Below are 17965 nucleotides of genomic sequence, written 5' to 3'. Positions count from 1 at the left end.
AATTCAACCTAATTACTGTTATATCATTTTTATTATATGATAAGTAGCCTGATATTATCTATCCTGTTCACTCCCCCTAAAATATACATAGTGTCTACACACCCTGCAATAATCTACACTTGAAATGTTCCCACAAGGTATTTTTCAAATAGAAAAATGGCTTTTAAGATTTTCTTAAAGATCCTAAAAGTCATTGATTTCAACAGTCTTATAACATCTTATCTTATTTTCTTGACATCAATACTACACTCTCCACATGATAAGTTCTTGGAAACTGATCGAAAAACTCCAATGACTTGATTTTATATCCTTTTTCGATAAATTTGTCCAAATCCATTCTTTGAGTTATCGGATTGCATGAGATGTAGATGAATTTATCGGGATTGATGTCGATTAATCGATCGATTGCTTTTGGGTGAATTCCATCTCTTGGTGGGTCGAGGACGACTACGTCTTTTTTCTCAACTTTTTCCATAAAATTCAAACAATCGTCGCAGATGAACTCTGTGTTAGTCAATCCGTTTAATTTTGCGTTTTCTTGTGCTTTTTCGACTGCTTCAGCAACTATTTCGACTCCGATTACGCTTTCAGCTTTTTTTGCAAAAATTTGTGCGATGGTTCCTGTTCCACAGTACAAATCGTAGACGTTTTTTCCTGACAAATCTCCGGCCAATTCCAATGCTCTGCTATAAATTTGTTCTGCTTGTGCGGGATTTGGCTGAAAGAATGAAAATGGAGAAATTCTAAATTCCAAGCCATTTATTTTTTCTGTCAAATATTCTTTGCCGTACAACAATTCTAATTTGTCGACTATTACTGCATCTGAAATATTATCGTTAATTGTGTGATAAATAGACACGATTCTGTTGTCGATTTGTTTTGCAAATTCAACGAAATCATTCACATCAAAATCATCACTTGTCGTTACCAAATTAATCATGTACTCATCATCACTGAAGCTTTTTCTGATTATGAAGTGCCTCAAAAGTCCAGTGTGTTTTATTTTTTTGAAAAATTCGTAATTTTTGTCTCGAAAATATTCTTGAACAGCTTGTCTGATTTTGTTAAAGCCTTCATCAATGATATTGCAATCTACGGTGTCTGTTATTTCGTAGAATTTGTTTTTAGTGTGAAGTCCTAAAACAAGCGGACCACCTTTGACACTATCTCCAAAAGTGTATTCCATTTTGTTTCTGTAGCCTTTTAAAATAGGCGATGGGTGAAACGTGATATCCTCATCGTAAATATCTTTGTATAATTCTGTGAGCGTTTTTTTCTTCAAATCGCACTCCACATCATACTCTAATTTTTGATAAATACAACCGCCGCATCTTTCATTTACAGGACAACCTTCAATAGTTTCAAGAGGGGAGTTTTCTAGTCTTTCAACAAGTTTTCCCTCAATAAATCCCTTTTTCTTTCTTTTTCGTTGAAAAGAGATTGTTTGTCCTTGAATTGTGTTTTTTATAGAATACAAATTATCGTCTATTTTGCAAATTCCCTTGTTGGGAAATACATTGTATTCTACTTTTGCCTCTAAAATTTTTTTCATTATCCTTGTAGACCGTCTGCTTGTCTTTGCATATTTTCTACGACGATATCGTGAATATCTCCGATTGATTGGCCGTATTCCAATACTTGCCAAGGTTCATTAGTATGGAAATGAATTTTAATCAAATCATCGCCACCTACAACCAAAAGGCAATCGCCTTTAAAATGTTCTGTAATATATTCACTAATTGTATCGCTTGATAAGTTTTCTCCTGCTATTAATAATTGTGTATCAAATCTAAATTCTATTTGTTCTGACATAATTTCACCTTCATTTTAAAATTTCCCATTGGGATTAAATTAATTTTACCATATTGTGTTGTACTTTTCTCAGAAAAATTATTTCCAGCTATTCGGAAGAAGTGATTTGTAAGGATATGAATCAAACCTATCGTCAATCAAAAATAATTCTCCAGTATCGGTGTCTGTTCTAATAAGTCTTCCACCAGCTTGGTGTACCTTGTTCATTCCTGGATACACATAAGCGTAATCGAATCCGTTTTTTCCATTTTCGTCAAAATATTTTTTAATCAAATCATTTTCTACGCTAATTCCGGGAAGTCCGACGGAAATTATCCCTACAGTATTCAATCTGTCGCCGCTCAAATCAACGCCTTCGCTGAACACTCCACCTAATACACAAAACGCCATTATGTTTGAACTTGTTGTAAATTGGGACAAGAATTCCAATCTTTCCATATCAGTTAGCGTTCTTTCTTGCGTTAAAATATCGAAATCACAAATCTCATACACTGATTCCAAATACGAATAAGAAGGGAAGAATATGAGTTTGTTTCCAGGCTTTTCGTTGATTTTTCGAAGAATTTCTGCGATTTTATATTTCGTATCTTCGCGGTCTTTGAATCTAGTTGAAATGTTGATGTGATTTACTTTCAAATTCTCTTTTGGGAATGGGGATTCCAATCTTATGTTGTAGAATTTTTCCAAGCCCAATACATCTGCAAAGTAGGTCATAGGAGACAGTGTCGCTGAGAAAAATACGTTGGATTTACATTTTTTTAAAAGATTTTTAAAAATATTGTGAGTGTTCAAGCACATAATGTTATAAATAACATCATCGTTTTCTGATTTTATCAAAGTGACGAAAGAATCATCGTAAAAATCAGAAATTTTCAAAAATTTATTGATTTCAAAATACACATCCAATACTTTGTCGTAGTATGGTTTGTCCTTTTCTTCTACCAAGAATTTCGTCATGGATTCTTTGCAACGTACACAATAATCAATCAAATCTACTGACAAATCTTTGTATGTGTTGACTGGCTTTGCGAATGCTTCATCTTTGATTTGTTTCGCGAGTTTCTTCAAGTTGCGTTTGATTTTGAGCTCTTTCTTATCATCTAAAAGTTCATCACAACAGTCCATAAGTTGGTTGAAACTCAATGAATACGAATACATATCACGTCCTCGACTCACCAAATTATGAGCCTCATCAACCAAAAGCGACATTCTCAAATATGGAACTTCGAAAAATCTTTTTAGATATACTACCGGATCAAAAACGTAATTGTAATCACAAATCACAATGTCACAGAAATTGGACAAATCCAGCTCCAATTCCAACGGACAAACTCTGTATTTGAATGCATATTTTTTGATGATTTCTTCCACTATAATATCTTCGTTTTCAAGCATATCGAGAATGCATTTGTTCACCCTGTCGTAGTGACCTTTTGCAAATTCACAATCATTTGGATTGCATTTGACTTCATTATTGATACAGACCTTGTTCTTTGCGATTATCTCGACTGATTTTATTATCAGACCTTTTTGCTTCATTAAATACAACTGGTCGTTACAAGCTTTTTTTAGCGTAGACTTAGCAGTCAAATAAAAAATCTTGTCCGTCAAATCTTCTCCCATAGCTTTAATTGAAGGAAAAAGCGTGGAGATAGTCTTGCCAATTCCTGTTGCAGCTTCCACCATCAAATCTACACCCTGTTTGGTTGCAGAATACACGTTTTGGCTCAAATACTTCTGACCAGATCTAAATGCAGGATATGGAAACGACAAATTCTGAATGGATTCGTCACGATTCTTTATGTGCTGTGTGATTAATTCTGTGAACACGGAATATTTTTCTAACAATGAAAAATAAAATTCTTTTAATTCTTCAAAAGTGAAATTTTGCCTGATAAATTTTATTTTCTTGGTATCAGTTTGATAATAAGTTAGCTGCAAATCAATATCTTCCAAGTCGTTGTCCAAAGCATAAAAATACCCGTAGCATTTTACTTGTGCCCAGTGATATTTGTTGGAATTGTATTCCAATTCTTCCAAATCACGCGTAGTCGATTTTATTTCATCTATTAAAGTTTTGCCATTTTTAATTCCTATTCCGTCAGCTCTACCTTCCACGATGTAATTTACCGATTTATAGAGGGTAGTGTTTTTGAGAATAACTTCCGGCAAAAATCCAATATCGTATTCTTTTTGAATCATTTTGTGGATTTTCTGGCCTTCTTTTGCTCTGTCGAACACATTTCTGAATCTATCGTCTATATCGCCGCTTCGTTCAGTGTATTCAACCAAATCTCTGACAGAAAGTTTGATTTCTTTTTTCATAGTTTATAATTTTGTTGAAGCAAATTTACTTCCTTGTAAATTTTCCTTCTTTCAATCGCCAAATCGCGATACATTTTATCCTCACCTGTTACATATTCTATTGTTTCATTTACAATTTCCGATTCGCCGTCTTCATTCACACTTACCATTGTGAAATATCCCGAAGCTTTTATGATATCTGTGCCTTCGACTTTTGCACGAACGAAACATTCCATGCTTGTTTTGCCAACGTAATCTATAATTGCTGTGATTTTTATGATTTCACCTAATTTTGTTGGAGCATTAAATGTCAAATTATTTACAGCTTTGGTCAATGTTTTATTGGAACAAAATCTTCTCGTGCACACACCTGCGATTGTGTCCATCATTTTGAATAATTCTCCTCCGTGGAGAAGTCCGTAAAAATTTCCCATATCTCCATTTGCTCTGAATTTTACAATTGTTTTTGTATCTTGTTTTGTTTTCATATTTTCCACCTTTTAATTCTTACTTCTATTATAGTATAAAATTTTATTTTCGGAAAAATGAAATCAATCGCAAGTTTTTAAAATTGAAACAAAAAGAAATTAAATGTATAATTAGATTGTATGAACTTTACAGGAGGTTAATGATTTGAAATATAGAGAATATTATGATAATGTTTTAGTCCGAATTGAAAAGGGCGAAGACGTTGTAGAAAAATTATTCGAATTAGTTGAAAAACTTCAACTAAAAAATGGTTCTATTTCTGGTATTGGTGCCAGTGATAATATAACTGTGGGATTATATAGTGTCGAAAAACAAGAATACACTAAGAAAAATTTCACAGGTGAAATGGAAATCACGAGCATCCTTGGAAATATCTCTACTATGAATGACAAACCTTATTTGCACATGCATATTACATTTGCAGATGAGAATTTGAATGTTCACGGCGGACATTTGAACGAGGCTATCATATCAGCAACTTGTGAAATCATAATTAATAAAATAGACGAAAAAGTTGATAGATTCAAAGATTCTGAAACAGGTTTAAATTTATACGATATTTAAAGGAGATAAATGAAATATTATTTTAATAATGACAGCGTAGATCCGTATTACAATTTTGCGGTTGAATATTTTTTCGCAAAGCATAACATTCCAGTTTTTATTTTGTGGAGAAATAAGGATTCAATCTTACTAGGTAAGAATCAAAATATTTACAGAGAAGTTAACTTGAAATACACTGAAGAAAATGGAATTAATCTCGTTCGTAGGTTATCTGGCGGTGGTTGCATATATACTGATGAAAAAAATATGCAATACACTTTTATTGAAAGTCAAAACTACGCAAATGACTTCAAACATTTCGCTAATATGATAATCAATCAAATGAAAAAAATGGGACTTAATCCAGAATTCAGCGGTAGAAATGATATTTTGATTGATGGTAAGAAAATAAGTGGCAACGCACAATATATGAAAAACAGCATGGTTGTTCATCATGGTACAATTCTTTTCGATATTGGAGTTGAAAAGATGATGCATTCACTTACTCCTCAAAAAATAAAATTCGAAGGAAAAGCCATCAAATCTGTAGAATCCAGAATTACGACTATTAATGATATGATTGATATGGAATACGATGAGTTTTTCAATAAAATTAAAAACGGTATCATTGAAGATAATAACTTAGAAGAATACGTGCTTAACGATTCTGAAAAAGAAGAAGTGAATAAATACATCGATTTATTTAAAAATGAAGAATTTATTTACTCAAAAGGAGAAACTACTGCAAATTATCAAAGAAAACACAAATTTGGAGTTGTGGAATACAGCTATAATATCAAGGATAATTTGATTGATAGTTTCAAAATAGAAGGAGATTTCTTTTCAAACAAAGATATTTCAGAATTTTGCGATATGTTTGTTGGAAAGGCTATGACAATAGATGGTTTCCACAATGTTTTGAAGGATGTTAATATCGGGGAATACATTGTTGGAATGGACGAGAAAGTGTTTTTAGGTGATATATTTGATTAGAAAACCAAAATGGATGAGAATAAAAATCGAAGGTAGCCAAAACCTTCACGAAGTAGAAAGTTTAGTAGATGGTTTTGAATTGAACACAGTTTGCAAGGAAGCAAATTGTCCTAACAGAATGAAATGCTACGAATCACGTACAGCTACATTTATGATTTTAGGAGATATTTGTACTAGAAACTGTAGATATTGCAACGTAACTACTGGAAGAGGAAGAGAAGTTGACGAAAAGGAACCTGAAAATGTTGCAAAAGTTGTGAAACAATTAGGGTTGAAATACGCTGTTATTACTTCAGTTGACAGAGACGATTTAAAAGATGAAGGCGCAACTCAATTCAAAAATGTTATCAAGGAAATTAGAAAACACAACGAAGGAACATTGGTTGAAGTTTTGATTCCTGATATGCACGCAAAGCATGAATTGTTAGATATTGTTTTTGATGAAAGACCAGATGTATTAAATCACAACGTTGAAACAGTTCGTTCTATCTTCAAAGAAATGAGACCACAAGGTAACTTGGACAATTCTTTTGAAGTTTTAAGATATGCAAAAGAAAAAGGACTTGTAACTAAATCTGGATTTATGGTTGGACTTGGAGAAACTAATGAAGAAGTTCATCAAATGTTAGATAAGTTGAACGAATTAAAAGTAGATATAGTTACTATTGGACAATATTTGATGCCTACATTAGAACATGCAGAGTTGGACAGATATGTTACTCCCGAAGAATTCGAAGAATACAAAAAATACGGAGAATCAATCGGAATTAAGCATGTTGAAAGTGGCCCATTCGTAAGAAGTTCCTACAATGCAGGAAATGTATTTAAATCATTGGAGAAAAAAGAAAATGAGTAATGCAAAATAGGGCGAAAGCTCTATTTTGTATTATAAGAGGGAAAGTATGAACAAGTATATTTTTAGAGAAAAAATCAATTTGCTGGTGCAAATTTTACTGACGATTTTGTTGTCGTGTTTCATGTCGGTGGCTATAGTATTTACTAAAAGATTATTTGAAGTCCAAAATAAGACCTTCTCACTTATTGTAATTAGTGCATCATTGATTTTGTTCGCTGGAATAAATTATCTCAAGGACAGGACGATTTACAACATGGGACTTTCTTTTGTAGAAGGGTTTAAACAAGATTTGTTTCACAATGTTATCTCACAAAACTTTTACGAAATACAACAAAAAGAAAAAACTTTTTCGAACGACATAACATCGACATCGCTTTACTTAAAAGAATATTACATTATTCCGACATTGGAACTAATATCTGATGTGATTTTATTGGCTGTAGTTTTTATAACAGCAGGATATTGTGTGTCATTTATTCCGGTGTCAATTATAACTGTTGGAGTTTTGATTTTCAGTTTAATTAATGTGAGAATCGACAAATCAATTTTAGAAAAGAAAACAAATACTTCGAATTTGAGAAAAAGATACGTGTATTTTCTAGATGATATGCTAAACTCCAAGAAAGTTATCAACTCAAAGGCAAACAAAGCACTTGAAGTTGTTCACAGTAAATTAATAGAAGACATATCAGAAAAAGTGACGGAACTTGACAAGGAAGAGCTCACAAAATACAATCTGAAATTATTATTCATCGGAGTATATTTTATAATTAGTTTGATTTATATTATTAAGCAGCCACAAATCAGCACCGGTGAAGTTATCATTCTTATAAGTTCCATTATGTTGCTTCATCATATCATTAAAAAAATCGTAAAAGAACGATCTATGATTGTGCAATCTGAGCAAAAAGTTTTCGAAATGGAAGAAATTTTTGGGAATCAAGAAAAATCAGATAAAATTGTAGAACACATAAAAGACATTGAGTTCAGAGATGTGAAATTGTATTCTTCAAATGTTAAAGTTAAGATCAACTACACATTTTATACTGACAAAAAATACTTAATTATTTGTGATAATGAAGAAGTTGTAAACTTACTAGCCAAATCATTCATTCAGACATTGTCTCCGCAAAGTGGAATGATTTTGGTAAATAATGAGCCATTAGAAGAGTTTGATTTGTCATCAAACCTGCTAGTAACTTACGATGAAAGTTACATCTTCGATACTGATTTTAGAAATAATGTTACATTATTTAATTCTTTTGCGGATAAGAAAATCCCACCATTGCTAAAAATATTCGATGAAGAATTGACTTCAAAACAAAGATATTCTGAATATAGTGATAGAGATAAGAACTTGATCAGATACAAGAGAATAATCAATCAAAATTCTCAATTTAACATGGTAGTTAATTTGTTTGAAAATTTGGACGAAAATACTGGTAATATTTTGCTAGAAGATTTCATCTTGAGGTTCAATGGATCAATCTACTGTGCTAAGGACGTTAATCCATTTATCAAGGAAAAATTCGACGAAGTGTTGTATGTTAAAAATATCGACAGTGATTATTTGTTAGTTCAAGAATAATTGTAAATCCATCACATTTTTGTGGTGGATTTTTAATTGCAATAAAAAAATCACGGCTTTAGGGGGAGCCGTGATTCTTAAGTACAATTTTATCTTACAAGGGGTTTGTTTGATATAAATTGATATCTATTATCATTATACTACGGTTTTTCAATTTGTCAACTAAAAATGGTTATCAAATTAAAAAAATCAAACAAATAGTAATATTTTTATATTTTACAGTAATATTTTTATATTTTCTTCGTTGAATAATCTAATATATTCTTCTGACAGTTTTCGTGCAGCAATTCCCATGCCTTTTATTTTTTGATGATTGAAAGTTCCATCGTAAATGTAATTCGATCCACAAGATGGAGAATTTTCTTTCAAAATTGCAATTGTAGGATTGTATAATTTCGCAAGTTTAACGACTTCTTCGCTTCCTTTTTTAAATTCTTCTGTGAATTCTTCTCCATCATAATCAAAAACTTTTCCATCCTTAATCTCAACAGGATTTCTTGGAGTTGGTAATCCTCCCATAATTTCGGGGCACACTGGAATTAAATTGTATTTGTCTTTGAGAGAATGAATAATTTCATCGTCTAATTTGTTATTGGAACCATTGTATTTGCAATCAATTCCCAATAAACAAGCGCTAATTAAAACATTTTGCATAATATAACCTCCAATTTAATTATATCATTGATTTTTGTTATAATGTATGAAGGAGCATGATATGAATATTAATAAGTTTAAATATGTTATAAAAAGGAAATGCAATAGATTTGTTCAGATAATAAAAAGTGGGAACAATTATACAAAAGAGCAAAAAGAGATTTTCGATAATGCTAAAGTCGGCGATGTGATTTTTTGTGAAATGCCAATGAATGATTCAGATTTGTACGATGTTAAACCTGGACACGAACAAAGACCTTATATTATTGTAGAGAAAAGAGAAAATTATTTGCTGGGATATCCATCAAGCCATGTTAGACCAAAATGCTTAACTAATTATAAATATTTTGGTATCTATAAATCCATAAATGAAGATTGTTATATTCGTGGCACGAAGTTAGATTCTTGGACTAATTCATATTATAATTTATCAAAAGTAAAGCATATTGAAATAAGAAATATAGGCTGGTTTTTCCAAAGACCTAATGATTCTGATCTAGATAGGTTAGAAAAAATATTGACTATACGCAAAAATAACGCTTTAAAAGCAATGAGGATGAACAGAAAATTCAATCTTGATAAAGGCGATATTGTGGCTGATGGAGATAATGTATTTTACATATACTCCAGTTTTAAGGATGATGTCTATGCACATTCATTGTATTCAGATAAATCAAAAAATACAGATTATAGAAAGAAAGTATATGCATATAATAAAAGTTACTATGTAGATGTATCTAGCTTTGAAAAATTAAATTCTGATATGTATGAGAATATTATTAATCAAGCCACAAGTGAATCAATAAAATCGATTGAAGAATTTAAGATGGATATAAAATCTAAAAATAGTAATAGAAATAAGCTAAGAAAAGAGATGCATTGTAAATTAATTCCAGGAACATTGATGCGACACAAAGAATTAACGGATTATGTTAATATTTATTTATTTTCAAGAACAAAAAAGAGCTATGGGGTTTATTATGAGGATTTAGAAGAAAAAGCTGTAATAATACATATATTGAAACGTTTTAGAGAATATAAAAGATTCGATATTTTGGACAGGGAAACATTTGATGAATTAATTGAAAAGATTAAATTTGATGACGATATGAGAAGTTTCATAGTTGAACAGAGAAATATATGGGAAGAAAGACTCAACCTAGAAGATTAATCTTGGTTGAGTCTTTTGTTAATTTCACTGACAGGAAGCCCTATAATTGTGTTCAAATCACCTTCGATATAATCTATAAGAACTGGATTTAAATCTTGAATTCCGTACGCGCCAGCTTTGTCGTATACGGTTCCTTCGTCGATGTATTCTTTGATTAATTCGATATTTTTATCTGTTTTTTGTGAAAATTTAACGTTACTGAAAGTGTAGAATATTTCTTCGTAATTTTTTGATTTTAGGCAGACAGACGTCACAACTTTGTGAACTTTTCCCAGATAGGAGGTTAGCATATCCAACGCTTCATCATAATTTTTTGGTTTGTTCAAAATTTTCCCGTCGTTGATTACGATTGTGTCAGATGAAATGTAGAGTGTGTCTTCTTTTAATTCTAACGGAAGAATTTTTGCTTTGGATATTTCACAGCAAATAAGTGCAAGTTTTTCTATAGTTTCACGGTCTTTGTATTTTTCATAAGCTAGTTTTTCTATTTTTCTCTCATCAATATCTGTAGATGTGCTTTCAAATTCACAAATATTTTTCAATAATTCGTTTCTTCTTGGAGATTTGCTAACCAAAATTACATGAGTAAATTCGTCTAATTTCCCAATTTTTGTAACATTTTTTACGTATTTCATTTTATCACCAAATATATTGTCTTATCTTTTTATTAATGTGTCAAATGGGTATATATAGTATGGTGATTATATGATATATACAGTGACATTAAATCCTTCGATTGATTACATAATGCGATTGGATGATTTTCGAAATGGAGAAACAAATAGAGCAAAAGTGACGGAGCTTTATGCTGGTGGAAAAGGAATTATGGTTAGCAAATTGCTACATAATTTGGATGTAAAAACCCAAAATATTGGTTTTTTGGGAGGATTTACAGGGGATTACATCAAAAAATTATTAGATGAGATGGAAATTCTCCACGATTTTACAAAAATTAATGGAAACAACAGAATTAATGTAAAATTAAAAATGGATTCTGAAACAGAAGTTAACGCACCAGGGCCAGATATTTCTCAAGAAGAATTAGAAGACTTCTACGAAAAACTTTCTGGAATTGATGGTGGAATAGTATCTTTTTCCGGATCTGTGGCAGCGAATATGGACAAGGATATTTATATTGAGATGATAAAAAAATTATCTCCAAATACCAGATTCACATTGGATACAACTGGTGATGTGTTATTGAAAAGCTTGGATTATCACCCTTTGCTCTTAAAACCCAACCAAGCAGAATTAGAAGAAATTTATGGAGACAAGTTTAATTCAAAAGAAGAAATAATTTCGTATATAAAATCGACTATGATTCCAAAAGCAGAGCATGTGATATGTTCTTTGGGAAGCGACGGTGCGATTTTTGTGAGTGCAAATAATTCATTTTACATTCCAATTGTAAAGGGCGAAGTTATCAACAGCGTTGGCGCTGGAGATAGTATGGTTGCAGGATTTATCTACGCTTATATGAATGAAATGAGTGAAGAAGATATGTTCAAAATGGCAGTAGCAAGTGCGACTGCGACTGTTTTCTCGTATGATATGGGAGAAAAGGATCAAATAAATGAAATTTTTGGCAAATTAAAAATAATAAATATGGGGGAAAATAATGGAAATTAAAGATTTGCTTTCAAAAGATCTAATGATTATGAATCTTAAATCTACCACAAAAAAAGATGTTATAGATGAGATGATTGAAAAATTGTACGAAAACAATGTTATTAATGATGTACTAAAATTTAGATCTGAAATTATGAAAAGAGAGTTGGAATCTTCGACAGGACTTGGAGAAGGAGTTGCTATGCCTCATGCGAAAACATCGGCAGTGAATAAACCTGCGATTGTATTTGCAAGAAGTACAACTGGCGTGGATTATGAAGCATTAGATGGAGAAGATACTTATATATTTTTCATGATTGCTGCAACTGAAGGACAAAACCAAATGCACATTGAAACTTTGGCGAAACTGTCCAAGCTTTTATTAAAAGAAGGATTTATCGATAGATTAAAATCTAGCGAAACTCCAGAAGATGTTTACAAAACTATTGACGATTATGCAGAAGAATCTGAGCCGAAAGTAGCACCAGTAGAAACCAGCTCGATTTATACAGAAAAGCCATTCGTCTTAGCTGTAACCGCATGTCCAACAGGAATTGCACACACTTATATGGCAGAAGAAGCTTTGAAGGAACAAGCGGCTAAAATGGGAGTTGACATCAAGGTAGAAACAAACGGATCTGATGGTGTTAAGAACAAATTAAACGCTGATGATATCGAAAAATCTACGGGAATTATAATCGCTGCGGATAGAAAAGTAGAAACTGCACGTTTTAATGGCAAAAATGTAATTGAATGTCCGGTTTCCGATGCGATTAGAAATCCAAAAGATTTGATTCAAAAAATAGTAGACGGCAAAGCGAAGATTTATCATGCAGATGAATCGGAGTCAAAAGAAGTTGAAGAAGAAACGACAAATTGGAAATCAAAATTATACCAAGATATTATGAATGGCGTAAGCCACATGTTACCATTTGTAGTTGGCGGCGGAATTTTATTGGCGTTGTCATTCTTGGTTGAAAGATTTTTCTCAGACACTTCACCAATTTATAATTTATTCTCCGTAGGTGGCCAAGCTGCATTTGGATTTTTGATTCCGATTTTGGCAGGATACATTGCCATGAGTATTGGAGATAGACCGGCGTTAATGCCTGGTATGGTTGCTGGTTTCATTGCAGGTCAAGGTGCAGGATTTTTGGGAGGACTGTTAGGTGGTTTCTTAGCAGGTTATGTTATTTTATTTTTGAAGAAAATTACTAGAAATCTTCCAAAATCACTTGAAGGAACTAAACCAATGTTAATCTTCCCAGTATTAGGATTGTTATTAACATCTTTGGGCATGATTTTCGTAATATCTCCAGTGTTTACTACAATTAACAAAGCAATCAATGGATTTTTGGCAAATATGGGAACTACAAACTCAATTTTACTTGGAGCATTGCTTGGAGCGATGATGAGTGTGGACATGGGAGGTCCTGTTAACAAAGCAAGTTACACTTTCTCAATAGGAGTATTTACAGATACTGGTAATGGTGCTTTTATGGCAGCTACAATGGCTGGAGGAATGGTTGCGCCACTTGCAATAGCTATAGCATCTAGTTTATTTAAAAATAAATTTGACGAAAAAGAAAAGAAATCAGCAGTCACTAACTATATTTTGGGTGCATCATTTATCACAGAAGGAGCGATTCCTTTTGCAGCAAAAGACCCATTGAGAGTGATTGTATCATCTGTAATAGGTAGTGCGATTGCAGGCGGACTTACACAAGCATTTGGAGTAAAATCACCTGCACCACATGGAGGAGTTTTCATTTTACCAGCTATGGAATCTGTAGACAAAGCGTTGTTCTTCGTATTATCCGTAGCAGTGGGATCATTGGTTTCAGCAATCATTTATGGATTGTGGAAACAAAAAGCAGAATAATGTTATAATAATATTGTAATTTACAAATTTTCAAATTTTCAAGGAGGAAATTATGTTAGTAGCAGCAGACAAAATGTTAAAAGATGCATTAAAAGGAAAATACGCAGTAGGTCATTTCAATATCAACAACTTAGAATGGACTAAAGCTATTTTGGAAACAGCACAAGAAAACAACTCACCAGTAATTTTGGGAGTTAGCGAAGGCGCTGGAAAATATATGGGCGGATACAAAACAGTTGTAGGAATGGTTAAAGGAATGATTGAAGAATTAAATATAACAGTTCCTGTAGCAATCCACTTAGACCACGGATCATTCGAAGGTGCAAAAAAATGTATCGAAGCAGGATTTACGTCAGTAATGTTTGATGGTTCTAAATATCCAATTGATGAAAATATAGAAAAAACAAAAGAAATAGTTGAACTTGCTCACTCAAAAGGAATCAGCGTTGAAGCAGAAGTTGGAGCTATCGGTGGCGAAGAAGACGGAGTGATCGGTCAAGGAGAAATCGCCGACAAAAACGAATGCAAGAGAATTTCTGAATTGGGAATAGATTTCTTGGCAGCAGGAATTGGTAATATCCATGGAGTTTATCCTGAAAACTGGAAAGGATTAGACTTCAATGCTCTTGGAGAAATCAAAGGAGAAATCGGTGAAATGCCTCTAGTTCTTCATGGTGGAACAGGAATTCCAACTGATATGATAAAAGAAGCAATCAGCCTAGGAGTATCCAAAATCAATGTAAACACTGAATGTCAAATCGTATTTACAGAAGAAACTAGAAAATATTTTGAAGAAAATAAAGACAAAGAGAAGAAAGGATTTGACCCAAGAAAAGTTTTGAAACCAGGCTATGAAGCAATCAAAGCAAAAGTTAAAGAAAAAATGGAAATTTTTGGATCAATCGACAAAGCAAACTAATTTTAAAATCAGAATTCAAACCGAGTCTATTAATTTAGATTCGGTTTTTTGATTTGAAAAAAATTTTATTGTATAGGATAATATTATCTAGGTGATAATTTTGAAAAACATAGATTTATTTAAAACTCTTCTGAAAATTAATGCCGTGACGTTTGGTGGAGGATATACAATAGTTCCTATAATTAGAGATGAGTTTGTTAAGAACAAAAAAATAATTGACGACGACGAAATGATGAAAATAATCGCCTTGGCACAAAGTTGTCCAGGAGCGATGGCTATCAACACATCAATTTTATTGGGATACAGGATTAACAAAACGAAAGGAGCAATCGCAAGTGTATTGGCTGCGACTCTTCCGTGCTTGGTTATTATTTCGATTGTAAGTTTGATTTACAACAAAATTCACGATAATCCATTTATCAATATGATGCTCATTAGTATGAGTGGAGCAATCAGTGCGATATTACTTTTAACTGTTGTTGATTTGGCAAAATCAAATTTGAAAAAAGACAGAGCACTTGGAATTGGAATAATGATTTTAGCATTTGTAATGGGATTTGTATTTAATATAAACGTTGCGATAATTTTACTTGCTTGCGCTTGTATCGGAGTAATGTATTCAAAGATTGTAGGTGGCAAATATGATTTTGATTAAATTATTCTGGGTGTTTTTTAAAGTTGGATTATTTGCTTTTGGTGGAGGATATGCAACACTTCCGCTAATCACGAATTTTGTTGTAAATGAAAATCAATGGATCAGTCTCAGAGAACTGACAGACGTACTTACGATTTCGCAAATGACGCCAGGACCAATAGCGATAAATTCCGCGACATTTGTTGGAATGAAAATATATTCTGTGTTGGGCGCTGTTGTTGCTACAACTGGATTGGTTTTTCCAGCTTTGATAATTCTACTTCCGTTATCTAAGCTGATTTTTTCGGGAAAAGAATTAAAGTTTTTGGATTATATATTAAAAGGAATTAAACCTGCAGTTGCAGCACTGATATTCATTGCATTTATCGATTTGTTCGAATCGGCAGTGTTTAACGGCACATTTAATACGACAAACATAAACGTTGTAGCTGTAATTTCATTTTTTGTAGGATTTGTAATGTATTATAAAAAAGTTTCTATCATTAAGATAATCGGCGTGTGCGCAACGATAGGACTAATATATCAATTTGTAATTTAAAAAAAGCCTCTTCATGAGGCTTTTTGTCGTTTAAATATCTATTGAGTTGTCCATCATTTTTATTGACGCTTGGTATAAGCCAAGTCCTGTCAATATCCAAATAATAGAGCTTGTGATAGGAATTCCCATCAATTTTGTGAACGTACTCATTGTAATTGTATCTGAATTTTTTAGCGTTATTAATTCGCTGGCATTTACGATTCCTTCACCTACATATGAGATTAGATAAGGGAATCTTGTGAATATTTCTTGGTCGATTAGGGATATAACCACGTTAATCACAATCATAATTATAATCCATGAGTAACCTGTTTTGTTTGATGGGAACAATGATTTCGTAGCAACTATTGAGAAATACATTACAATGTAACTGATGAATGTACTTATAATAAAGTTTACAGTCAAAATGATGAATGTAAATGGAGAAATCGTAAAGTACGGATTATTAAATGCCAATTTAATCATTTCTAAGAATTTCGATTCACCAACAAAATACATTCCCAAAAAGTTTATTAAAGAAAATGCTATTGCAAATATTACTGTCCAAATAAGAGCGAACAATAATTTACTCATTAAAATGTCGTTGCTTTTAACAGGAAGTGTGAACATCAAATATCCTCTGTCGGAATAGTAATCGCGTCTGAAAACCATAACTATTTGTACAGTCAATGCCAAGAAACTTCCAAAAACTGCAAGTATACATAAAATCAAGAAAAGCATTTCGACAAATCCCATACTTTGAGTGTTTACGATTATTGAATTTTTAAATAATGCATATAAAAAGCTGTTTCCCAACAATCCTACAAGTAATGATATCAAACATAGTTTAAAGTTGTTTTTTAAATCGTGTTTTAAAAGTTTAAGCATGGTGACCTCCAAAAATTTGTTTGTACACATCTTCAATGCCTTTGTTGTAAGTTGATCTCAAATTTTCTACGCTATCATTTAATTTCACAGAACCTTTGTTGAGCATGATTACTCTGTCGAAAATTCTTTCTATATCTCTAACCAAGTGAGTGGTAATAACAAGAGTAGAATCAGGATCGATATTATCAATGATTGCATCCAAAATTTGTTCACGAGCTACAGGGTCAACTCCTGCTATTGGCTCATCAATAATGAAAAGCTTAGCGTGACGTGATAACACAAGTGCCAAGTTCAATTTTTCAGTCATACCTTTTGATAGATTGCTAATTCTCATTTTCTTGTCCAAACTCATTTGTTCAATAAAACTAGTGAATTTTTCTCCGTCAAAATCGGAATAAAAATCTTCGAACAATGCTTGAGTTTGAGCGATTGTAAGGTTAGGGTCTAGGAAAAAACGATCCGGCAAATAACTTACGAATTCTTTTGTTTTGTAATTAACATTTTGTGAATCGATTTTAACTTCGCCTTCGTATTTTTTTATTATTCCAGCTAAAATTTTGATTAAAGTTGTCTTGCCAGAACCATTAGGACCTAGAAGTCCGATGACTTCTCCTTTTTCGGCTGTAAATGATACATCTTTAAGTGCTTGTTTGTTGCCGTATTTTTTCGACAAATTTTTTATTTCGAGTAAACTCATTTTTTCCACCTTTCATCTATAAGTTCCATTAATTTTTCTTTTGGCATATTCATTTGATACATTTCGTTTAAGAAATCATCTATCAATTGTTGTGCCATATCATTTTTCAAAGCTTTTAATTTATCTTCGTCGACATCGACAAATGAACCAAGTCCTCGTTTACTCATAGTAATTCCATAGCTTTCCAACTCTGCATAAGCACGTTGAACTGTGTTTGGATTTACATTCAATTCTTTCGCAGTTTCTCTGACAGAAGGAATTTTATCAGAAGACTTTAATTCTTGCCTAATTATTTTGTATTTAAAATAATCTACGATTTGAATGTAGATAGGCTTATTATCATCAAATTGCATATTATCTCCTTTCTCATCTGTTCTATAACAATAATA

The 17965-nt window shown here is 32.2% G+C and carries 19 protein-coding genes; 10 read left to right on the top strand and 9 right to left on the bottom strand.

Going from position 1 to position 17965, the window contains the following annotated elements:
- Positions 1-223 precede the first annotated feature (223 nt).
- The 4 genes from rlmD to GKF99_RS00985 all read right to left on the bottom strand — a co-directional run bounded on the left by rlmD (position 224) and on the right by GKF99_RS00985 (position 4604).
- On the bottom strand, positions 224-1552 hold the full coding sequence (rlmD, locus tag GKF99_RS01000; RefSeq protein WP_154272403.1) for a 23S rRNA (uracil(1939)-C(5))-methyltransferase RlmD: 1329 nt from the start codon (positions 1550-1552) through the stop codon (positions 224-226).
- Entirely contained in the window at positions 1552-1812 is a 261-nt protein-coding gene (locus tag GKF99_RS00995; RefSeq protein ID WP_002835237.1) for a hypothetical protein, read from the bottom strand. The genes rlmD and GKF99_RS00995 overlap by 1 nt, the downstream gene beginning before the upstream one ends.
- Before the next feature lie 78 nt (positions 1813-1890).
- Entirely contained in the window at positions 1891-4137 is a 2247-nt protein-coding gene (locus GKF99_RS00990) for an ATP-dependent DNA helicase (RefSeq protein WP_154272402.1), read from the bottom strand.
- On the bottom strand, positions 4134-4604 hold the full coding sequence (locus GKF99_RS00985) for an acyl-CoA thioesterase (protein ID WP_154272401.1): 471 nt from the start codon (positions 4602-4604) through the stop codon (positions 4134-4136). Before GKF99_RS00985 ends, GKF99_RS00990 begins: the two co-directional genes overlap by 4 nt.
- A gap of 145 nt (positions 4605-4749) precedes the next feature.
- Between GKF99_RS00985 and GKF99_RS00980 the strand changes: the two genes are divergently transcribed.
- The 4 genes from GKF99_RS00980 to GKF99_RS00965 are packed head-to-tail and all read left to right on the top strand — an operon-like array spanning position 4750 to position 8585.
- Positions 4750-5169, top strand: a complete 420-nt coding sequence (locus GKF99_RS00980) for a PPC domain-containing DNA-binding protein (protein ID WP_002835234.1) — start codon at positions 4750-4752, stop codon at positions 5167-5169.
- A gap of 9 nt (positions 5170-5178) precedes the next feature.
- Positions 5179-6141 carry a lipoate--protein ligase gene (locus GKF99_RS00975; RefSeq protein ID WP_154272400.1) on the top strand — a complete coding sequence of 321 codons (963 nt, stop codon included), beginning with the start codon at positions 5179-5181 and terminating at the stop codon, positions 6139-6141.
- Positions 6134-6997 carry a lipoyl synthase gene (gene lipA, locus GKF99_RS00970; protein ID WP_154272399.1) on the top strand — a complete coding sequence of 288 codons (864 nt, stop codon included), beginning with the start codon at positions 6134-6136 and terminating at the stop codon, positions 6995-6997. Before GKF99_RS00975 ends, lipA begins: the two co-directional genes overlap by 8 nt.
- A 46-nt stretch (positions 6998-7043) precedes the next feature.
- The gene (locus tag GKF99_RS00965) at positions 7044-8585 is read left to right on the top strand and encodes an ABC transporter ATP-binding protein/permease (protein WP_154272398.1); all 1542 of its coding nucleotides are present in this window, start codon (positions 7044-7046) and stop codon (positions 8583-8585) included.
- A gap of 216 nt (positions 8586-8801) precedes the next feature.
- Here the strand turns inward: GKF99_RS00965 and GKF99_RS00960 are convergent, their stop codons facing one another.
- Positions 8802-9239 (bottom strand): DUF523 domain-containing protein, encoded by a 438-nt coding sequence (locus GKF99_RS00960; RefSeq protein WP_154272397.1) that lies wholly within the window; start codon positions 9237-9239, stop codon positions 8802-8804.
- Positions 9240-9300: 61 nt separating this feature from the next.
- Between GKF99_RS00960 and GKF99_RS00955 the strand changes: the two genes are divergently transcribed.
- A complete protein-coding gene (locus GKF99_RS00955) occupies positions 9301-10410 on the top strand; it encodes a hypothetical protein (protein ID WP_154272396.1) in 1110 nt (369 codons plus the stop codon).
- Here GKF99_RS00955 and GKF99_RS00950 read toward each other — a convergent pair.
- Positions 10407-11045 carry a Maf family nucleotide pyrophosphatase gene (locus GKF99_RS00950; protein WP_154272395.1) on the bottom strand — a complete coding sequence of 213 codons (639 nt, stop codon included), beginning with the start codon at positions 11043-11045 and terminating at the stop codon, positions 10407-10409. The two genes, GKF99_RS00955 and GKF99_RS00950, sit on opposite strands and share 4 nt — an antisense overlap.
- A gap of 70 nt (positions 11046-11115) precedes the next feature.
- Between GKF99_RS00950 and pfkB the strand changes: the two genes are divergently transcribed.
- The 5 genes from pfkB (at position 11116) to GKF99_RS00925 (ending at position 16012) form a co-directional block, all read left to right on the top strand.
- Entirely contained in the window at positions 11116-12039 is a 924-nt protein-coding gene (gene pfkB, locus GKF99_RS00945; protein WP_154272394.1) for a 1-phosphofructokinase, read from the top strand.
- The gene (locus GKF99_RS00940) at positions 12029-13900 is read left to right on the top strand and encodes a fructose-specific PTS transporter subunit EIIC (RefSeq protein WP_154272392.1); all 1872 of its coding nucleotides are present in this window, start codon (positions 12029-12031) and stop codon (positions 13898-13900) included. Before pfkB ends, GKF99_RS00940 begins: the two co-directional genes overlap by 11 nt.
- A gap of 52 nt (positions 13901-13952) precedes the next feature.
- The gene (gene fba / locus GKF99_RS00935; RefSeq protein WP_002835224.1) at positions 13953-14819 is read left to right on the top strand and encodes a class II fructose-1,6-bisphosphate aldolase; all 867 of its coding nucleotides are present in this window, start codon (positions 13953-13955) and stop codon (positions 14817-14819) included.
- A gap of 91 nt (positions 14820-14910) precedes the next feature.
- On the top strand, positions 14911-15474 hold the full coding sequence (locus tag GKF99_RS00930; RefSeq protein WP_242428110.1) for a chromate transporter: 564 nt from the start codon (positions 14911-14913) through the stop codon (positions 15472-15474).
- The gene (locus GKF99_RS00925; RefSeq protein WP_094202872.1) at positions 15461-16012 is read left to right on the top strand and encodes a chromate transporter; all 552 of its coding nucleotides are present in this window, start codon (positions 15461-15463) and stop codon (positions 16010-16012) included. Before GKF99_RS00930 ends, GKF99_RS00925 begins: the two co-directional genes overlap by 14 nt.
- Positions 16013-16042: 30 nt before the next feature.
- Here GKF99_RS00925 and GKF99_RS00920 read toward each other — a convergent pair whose 3' ends face one another.
- The 3 genes from GKF99_RS00920 to GKF99_RS00910 are packed head-to-tail and all read right to left on the bottom strand — an operon-like array spanning position 16043 to position 17929.
- Positions 16043-16879, bottom strand: a complete 837-nt coding sequence (locus GKF99_RS00920) for an antibiotic ABC transporter permease (RefSeq protein WP_154272390.1) — start codon at positions 16877-16879, stop codon at positions 16043-16045.
- Entirely contained in the window at positions 16872-17576 is a 705-nt protein-coding gene (locus GKF99_RS00915; RefSeq protein ID WP_154272389.1) for an ABC transporter ATP-binding protein, read from the bottom strand. Before GKF99_RS00915 ends, GKF99_RS00920 begins: the two co-directional genes overlap by 8 nt.
- The gene (locus GKF99_RS00910; RefSeq protein ID WP_154272386.1) at positions 17573-17929 is read right to left on the bottom strand and encodes a GntR family transcriptional regulator; all 357 of its coding nucleotides are present in this window, start codon (positions 17927-17929) and stop codon (positions 17573-17575) included. Before GKF99_RS00910 ends, GKF99_RS00915 begins: the two co-directional genes overlap by 4 nt.
- Positions 17930-17965 lie beyond the last annotated feature (36 nt).

The sequence above is a fragment of the Finegoldia sp. BIOML-A2 genome (assembly GCF_009678315.1).
GTDB lineage: Bacteria > Bacillota > Clostridia > Tissierellales > Peptoniphilaceae > Finegoldia > Finegoldia magna.
Note: the sequence above shows the minus strand (reverse complement) of the source record. Positions and strands in the feature narration are given on the sequence as shown.

Excerpts from the sequence above, each read along its gene's own strand:
- GKF99_RS00985 (WP_154272401.1), bottom strand. The coding sequence starts at position 4,604 with ATGAAAACAAAACAAGATACAAAAACAATTGTAAAATTCAGAGCAAAT.
- rlmD (WP_154272403.1), bottom strand. The coding sequence starts at position 1,552 with ATGAAAAAAATTTTAGAGGCAAAAGTAGAATACAATGTATTTCCCAAC.
- GKF99_RS00975 (WP_154272400.1), top strand. The coding sequence starts at position 5,179 with ATGAAATATTATTTTAATAATGACAGCGTAGATCCGTATTACAATTTT.
- fba (WP_002835224.1), top strand. The coding sequence starts at position 13,953 with ATGTTAGTAGCAGCAGACAAAATGTTAAAAGATGCATTAAAAGGAAAA.
- GKF99_RS00965 (WP_154272398.1), top strand. The coding sequence starts at position 7,044 with ATGAACAAGTATATTTTTAGAGAAAAAATCAATTTGCTGGTGCAAATT.
- GKF99_RS00990 (WP_154272402.1), bottom strand. The coding sequence starts at position 4,137 with ATGAAAAAAGAAATCAAACTTTCTGTCAGAGATTTGGTTGAATACACT.
- GKF99_RS00995 (WP_002835237.1), bottom strand. The coding sequence starts at position 1,812 with ATGTCAGAACAAATAGAATTTAGATTTGATACACAATTATTAATAGCA.
- GKF99_RS00950 (WP_154272395.1), bottom strand. The coding sequence starts at position 11,045 with ATGAAATACGTAAAAAATGTTACAAAAATTGGGAAATTAGACGAATTT.
- GKF99_RS00910 (WP_154272386.1), bottom strand. The coding sequence starts at position 17,929 with ATGCAATTTGATGATAATAAGCCTATCTACATTCAAATCGTAGATTAT.
- GKF99_RS00940 (WP_154272392.1), top strand. The coding sequence starts at position 12,029 with ATGGAAATTAAAGATTTGCTTTCAAAAGATCTAATGATTATGAATCTT.
- GKF99_RS00960 (WP_154272397.1), bottom strand. The coding sequence starts at position 9,239 with ATGCAAAATGTTTTAATTAGCGCTTGTTTATTGGGAATTGATTGCAAA.
- GKF99_RS00915 (WP_154272389.1), bottom strand. The coding sequence starts at position 17,576 with ATGAGTTTACTCGAAATAAAAAATTTGTCGAAAAAATACGGCAACAAA.
- GKF99_RS00925 (WP_094202872.1), top strand. The coding sequence starts at position 15,461 with ATGATTTTGATTAAATTATTCTGGGTGTTTTTTAAAGTTGGATTATTT.
- GKF99_RS00955 (WP_154272396.1), top strand. The coding sequence starts at position 9,301 with ATGAATATTAATAAGTTTAAATATGTTATAAAAAGGAAATGCAATAGA.
- GKF99_RS00920 (WP_154272390.1), bottom strand. The coding sequence starts at position 16,879 with ATGCTTAAACTTTTAAAACACGATTTAAAAAACAACTTTAAACTATGT.
- pfkB (WP_154272394.1), top strand. The coding sequence starts at position 11,116 with ATGATATATACAGTGACATTAAATCCTTCGATTGATTACATAATGCGA.